The organism is Nostoc sp., from assembly GCF_041747015.1.
GTDB lineage: Bacteria > Cyanobacteriota > Cyanobacteriia > Cyanobacteriales > Nostocaceae > Nostoc.
In genome coordinates this window covers 1-5,392 of sequence record NZ_JBGTFY010000048.1, presented here as the reverse complement: position 1 = coordinate 5,392, position 5,392 = coordinate 1, and the positions used below count along the sequence as shown (strand labels likewise).

5 protein-coding genes and 1 pseudogene are annotated in these 5,392 nt (G+C 44.1%); 1 reads left to right on the top strand and 5 read right to left on the bottom strand.

Features of this window, described 5'->3' with window-relative positions:
- On the top strand, positions 1-2,181 hold a 2,181-nt coding region (locus tag ACEW80_RS03680), incomplete at its 5' end, for a DUF5906 domain-containing protein (protein ID WP_373525291.1).
- Between the two features lie 126 nt (positions 2,182-2,307).
- Here the strand turns inward: ACEW80_RS03680 and ACEW80_RS03675 are convergent.
- The 5 genes and pseudogenes from ACEW80_RS03675 to ACEW80_RS03655 all read right to left on the bottom strand — a co-directional run.
- On the bottom strand, positions 2,308-2,892 hold the full coding sequence (locus tag ACEW80_RS03675) for a Uma2 family endonuclease (RefSeq protein WP_373525290.1): 585 nt from the start codon (positions 2,890-2,892) through the stop codon (positions 2,308-2,310).
- Between the two features lie 44 nt (positions 2,893-2,936).
- Positions 2,937-3,491, bottom strand: coding sequence for a tyrosine-type recombinase/integrase (locus ACEW80_RS03670; RefSeq protein WP_373525289.1), 555 nt, complete (start codon positions 3,489-3,491; stop codon positions 2,937-2,939).
- Between the two features lie 114 nt (positions 3,492-3,605).
- Positions 3,606-4,079: a hypothetical protein gene (locus tag ACEW80_RS03665; RefSeq protein ID WP_373525288.1), complete on the bottom strand. Its 474-nt coding sequence runs from the start codon at positions 4,077-4,079 to the stop codon at positions 3,606-3,608.
- Positions 4,080-4,096: 17 nt separating this feature from the next.
- Positions 4,097-5,092, bottom strand: a pseudogene (locus ACEW80_RS03660) (transposase); the annotation flags it as partial.
- Between the two features lie 28 nt (positions 5,093-5,120).
- Positions 5,121-5,392: transposase family protein (locus tag ACEW80_RS03655; protein ID WP_373525287.1), on the bottom strand; the 272-nt coding region annotated here is incomplete at its 5' end.

Genomic DNA, 5,392 nt, shown 5'->3' with positions numbered 1-5,392 from the left:
ACTCTAGAACGCTACGCCCGTGCGGGGTTTGGTTTTATTATTGCCTTTGATGCCGATTGTGCCGATAACAAAAATGTAATTGAGGCACAGCGCAAGTTAGCTCACCAGCTTAAACTATTCAAAGTACCTGTGATGAGTGCCACAGGACTTTGGACGGTCGCAGAAGGTAAAGGCATGGATGACTATATTCAAAATCACGGCGCAGATCGCTTTAAGCGTCAGGTAATGGGCAAGGTTATCGATCTCGCTGCTTGGGAAAAGCAGATGAAACCGCTAGAAACACAGGGGACTGGCAAGCTACCACCGTCGGATATAATTGGGCGCGAAATCGTTGAAGATTACCGCGATCGCTTGTTGTGGAATGACGAGTATAAAACCTGGATGCAATATAGCTTGGAACGTGAAGGTGTTTGGACTCCTATTAGCGATCTCTACCTAGAATCAGTCATAGACGCAATTTTGGAGTCTAAGAACATCATCGGATATGGTAGTGCTTCTTATGTCACAAACGTTGTTGCTAAGATGCGGCGGCGGCTGCTTGAGCGTGTCTGGGACGAACGCTCGGTTAATGAGATTTTGCCTTTTACCGATGGCGTATTGGAACTAGCAACGGGGCAGTTTCACAAACACGCCCCAGGGCATCGCCTAACTTGGTGTTTACCACGTCCCTATATTTCTGCTGCTACTGGCTGGGGAACAATCAATAAATGGTTGGATGAGGCAACAGAAAACCCAGCCCACAAAGAAATACTGCTCTGCTTTGCCGCCGCCGTATTGCGCGGTCGGTCTGACTTACACAAGTTTCTGCACTTGATTGGGGCCGGTGGTACAGGAAAATCAACTTTTACCCGTCTACTGGAATCGCTCATTGGCTCGGATAACTGTTGGAATGGTAGTCTCAAAGACCTTGAAGATAAGCATGAAGTAGCACGACTGATTGGAAAGCGGCTCGTCATCCTCCCCGACCAAGATAAGGTCATGGGTAGTTTATCCAATTTCAAACGATTAACTGGTCAAGACTCATTGAGCGGCAGGCGGTTATACAAAGATGGTTTGAATTTCAGATTTCCAGGTATGGCAGTTGTCACGTCGAACGCTCCCATCTTTCATGCCGATGGCGGTAGTTGGCTGACTCGGCGGATTCTCATGCTGGCCTTTGACCATAAACCCGCAGTCGGCCAAGTTCGAGACTTAGAAGCAGAATTTGAACCGGAACTTTCAGCCTTTACTAATTACCTGCTCTCCATTGCCAATGAAGAAATTACTCGCGTCCTACGCCGCATTGATTCTGATGGAATTAGCCCTACCCTGTGGCAAGCCAAAATCCGCACTGATTCAATTGCGGCTTGGGTCAATGAGTGGGTTATTCATGAACCAAACACCAAAACTCAAATCGGGTGCGATCGCTCCCAATGGGCAGAGCAGTCTTACAACCCGATTGTCTCAACTCTGTTTGGTTCTTACTCCCACTATTGCCGAGTTAGTGGACTCCAAGCTAAGGGCAAGAATAATTTTAGTTCTGACTTGATTGAGTTATGCCAGCAGACTCTTGGCTGGGGTGATGTTAACTATGACCGCGATAACCAGGGACGACGGCTAATCCGCTCTTTGCGACTGCGAACTGATGCGGATACCGCACTTACTTTAGATGATGCGCTCAGTTCTGACAACCTATGTGACAACCGATCTGACAACCTATCTGACAACCTGAAAATTAGTGCTGAGAAGGAATCTGACAACTCTGACAACCTTTTAAATTTAGAAACTTTGAAAACAGAGGATCAATTACCATCCCCAGTGATAAAAGTTGATGAGCCAGCCGAAAGTTTTGAAGCTCCAACCATCAATAAACCTGAATCGTTTGCAGGACTAACCTCTCAGGTTGTCAGTCAAGGTTGTCAGCCAGTCGTCAGTGAGGTTGTTAATCAACCACCGCAGCCCAAAACGCTGCGACTGGAAGAAGGGTTAAGCGACCAAGAGAAATTGAGCCGCCTGACCAAAAATCGCCGCCACTATCCGACGCTTTGGTACACAGGAATTGAGGATATTCCTCGGCTGCTCAAGTTTCGGAGTGTAGAACTTTGGTTTGACGACGAGCAAACGATAATTGCATTTCCTGATGGCTGGCAAGATCCACGACGCTTTGTTTTAAATGAGATTGAATTTGTGGCTCAGTCCTAATAATTACTGGAGATAAAGTTGTTCCATAGGGTCAATCAATCCCCGCTCAAGTACGTCTTGAGAGAAATTGAACTTAAGTTCAACAAAACCTGTACTACCGAAGGCAAACGGTCAGAGTAACTTCCTTTATGCTGATAACACCTGCTCTGCTGTCAAAACTAACAATGGGAAAGCCCGTGAGATAATCCGTTCACCGCCTCTAAATTCAGTCCTGTGATAACGTCCATCATCTAACAGCAGGACTGAAACTAATTTATCGCGCCCATCTACAATCCAATACTCAGGAATGCCTAGACCCTGGTACTCCTCCACCTTGTCCACATAGTCATCTTCTCGGTTAGTTGATACTACTTCCACCACTAAAATAGGTGGGGTCAGTAAGACTGCCGCCGTTGTTTTATTGGCTTTAAGGGATGACCAAGCTTCTAACGAAGTTACGCACACATCGGGATTACGTGAGTAGTCCTTACCTGTTAACGACGATTTACCAATGTAAACTCCAACTTTATCCGAGGCTTTCATCGGTAGATTACTTCTACGGATTTCGGCTCTAAATATCTCTAAGAGCAAATCGATTTTATCGGCATGGTCTGCTGTGGGCAGTGGAACCATTACAACAGCCCCATTAACAAGTTCGTAACGGTTATCTGTCCCGTCATCATAAGTAAGGTAACTTTCTATAGTTAAGTTGACTGTTGAGGTTTGGGTCATTTCTATTGCTCCAGTAAAGCGCAGTAGGTAGAAAGTAGAAATAATTAAAACCCAATCGTAGCCACAGCGCGACGCTTTTGTTCTGGCGATACCTCCAGATAACGCTGCAAAGTCCCTAAATCGTTATGTCCACTAATTTCCTGAATCACGCGCAAAGGGATACCAGCGCTAGACATCATAGTTAGAGCGGTGCGTCTAAACGAGTGGGTGCTGACTCCTTCTAACTTAACTCGAACAGTGGCATCGCGGAGAATCTTGTCCGCCATGAATCGAGTTAGGGTTAAACTTCGCCCCCGCATCCCTGGAAACAACGCTCCAGCTTTTAGAGGTTGGTACTCGGCTAACAATTGAGCAAGCCCCGGCTGGATATCTACAACGCGAGTTTTGAGTTTGCCCTTCGTGGTAGACTTCCTAAAAGTCAAAGTTCCACCTTTAATATCTGTAGTCTGGAGAGCTAGAGCTTCGGACACGCGACAGCCAGTAAATAAGCAGATGCCAAACAAAGCGCGATCACGCTCCCTAACAAATCCTTCAGCAAACAATAACTTCAATTCCTCTAGGGTTAATATTTTCCCTTGCCCGTTTCCTGCTACTTTCATTGTTTAATCTTGTCCGTCCCTAATAGATTCTACGAAAGTCTCCTTTCGTGTAGCTGCCAATTTTCTATTTTGTTCTTGCCGCTAACAGGTTGTGTTACCTAAAAATAGGTTCTATTATTCGTTTACCGTTGTGTTAATTAGCATTTCAGCAAAGTGGTCTTGCAACTGCTTATGAATAAATCGATAGCGCCCTCCGACTCGCTGCAGGAAGCAACGTTCAGTACAGTAGTTGAGGAAGCGGGCATAATTCCATGGAATTATGCCAATTCGGTAAAGGGTGAGACGTAAAGCAATATGTTGAGTAGCAGCTTTTCCAGCACCACTAGATAGCCCAAAAATCAGCCCAAAAGTCAGTCCACCAAACAGTCCAAACATTAGCCCAAAGACTAAGGCAATAAAAAGAGCATTAGTTGTTGACTTCCAGATACCCTGATTGGGTCTTTTCTTGATATCAACTTCTGAACCAATCAGACTATCAATCAGCACAACCGACGGCACAAACATCAGCACAAAAGCCGGTCCAGTAATCAGCCCAGTAATCAGCCCAGTAATAGGGATTGAGCCGAGATCCGTGTAAAAAGGTGCCACTTCGTTGAAAAGTATTGCTATATATAGCTTTCAGATATTTCAATAGGGAGAAGAATTGCTCCTTCTAAGGGCTGTGGAATGTTATGCAAATCCACTACATAATCTCCGTATCGTTTGATGTGCCTAGTAATGTAAGGGCTTAAAGTGGCAATTTCTTTTTGGTTAATTGAGTATCCTTCTAAACTCAAAGCCTGAATTGCCTTTGACATATCAAAAGCATTTTGGAGAATGACTGCACTTGCTACCAAATCAAGATATTTAACTTGCTTTTCCTGTTCGATTGGGTCATTTTCCGTAACAATTCCGTCTTTGCCGATGAACAACCAATCTAAGAAACGGTGATAACCCTCGACAATATTAGTGCAGGCAGTGACCTGCTGCCGCAGTCCTCGGTCTGAGATATATTCTAGGAGAAAAATCGTCCGTACTACCTGCCCCAGTTCTCGAAAAGCTTGATAAAGGCGGTTCTTACGGCTATAGCTTCCTAACTTACGAAGTATGGTCGAAGGCATGAGTTTACCCGTCTTAATTGACAACACTACTCTCATTAAGTCTTGCCAGTGGGTTCCAATCAGCTTCCAATCCACCACATCTTTAAATAAGGGATCGATGTATTTGTATACCGCTTCCTTGGTAGGACGAAAGAAAGTTAAGTCCTGCCAGTTACGAATGCGTGGCATTAATTTAATTCCCAATAGGTACGATAGCGCAAACACAGGTGCAGACTGTCCTTGAGTATCTGCGTGTAAAATATCCGGCTGAATGTCTGAAGTGTTCTTTAGTAACCCATCCAAAATATATACCGCTTCCCAAACACCACAGGTAATGAAATGTGTAAATAAAGCAATGTATTTGTCCGAAACATGGTGATAAGCAATACCACCGTAACCGCCATAACGGATGTGATACTCCGACAAGAGGTTATTTTCATAAATCTCAAACTTGCTGCCGTCGGCTGCGGCTCTTTTCCCACTACCCCAGCACTTGGGCAAATGGAGACGATTGTAGGCATTAGACCTCTTGCAAAAATAATACTTAAGATTAATTTGCGTTTAAGTTAAGCTCATAATTATAAATAGCAGCTATTAAATTAAACCTTAACCCAAATCGTTTTCTTCTATTTCTATATCGCCCTTGTAAAATCCTAAATCGTTTTAAATGGGCAAAAACAGTCTCAATAATTATTCTCTCTTTTGCTAATTCTCTATTCTCTTTTCTCTCCGCTACAGAAAGCTTACCTTTTCTTGGCTTCTTTTTAGGTATTTGACTAAAATGATGATGCTTTTTAATTCCTTGATATCCCTTGTCTGCTA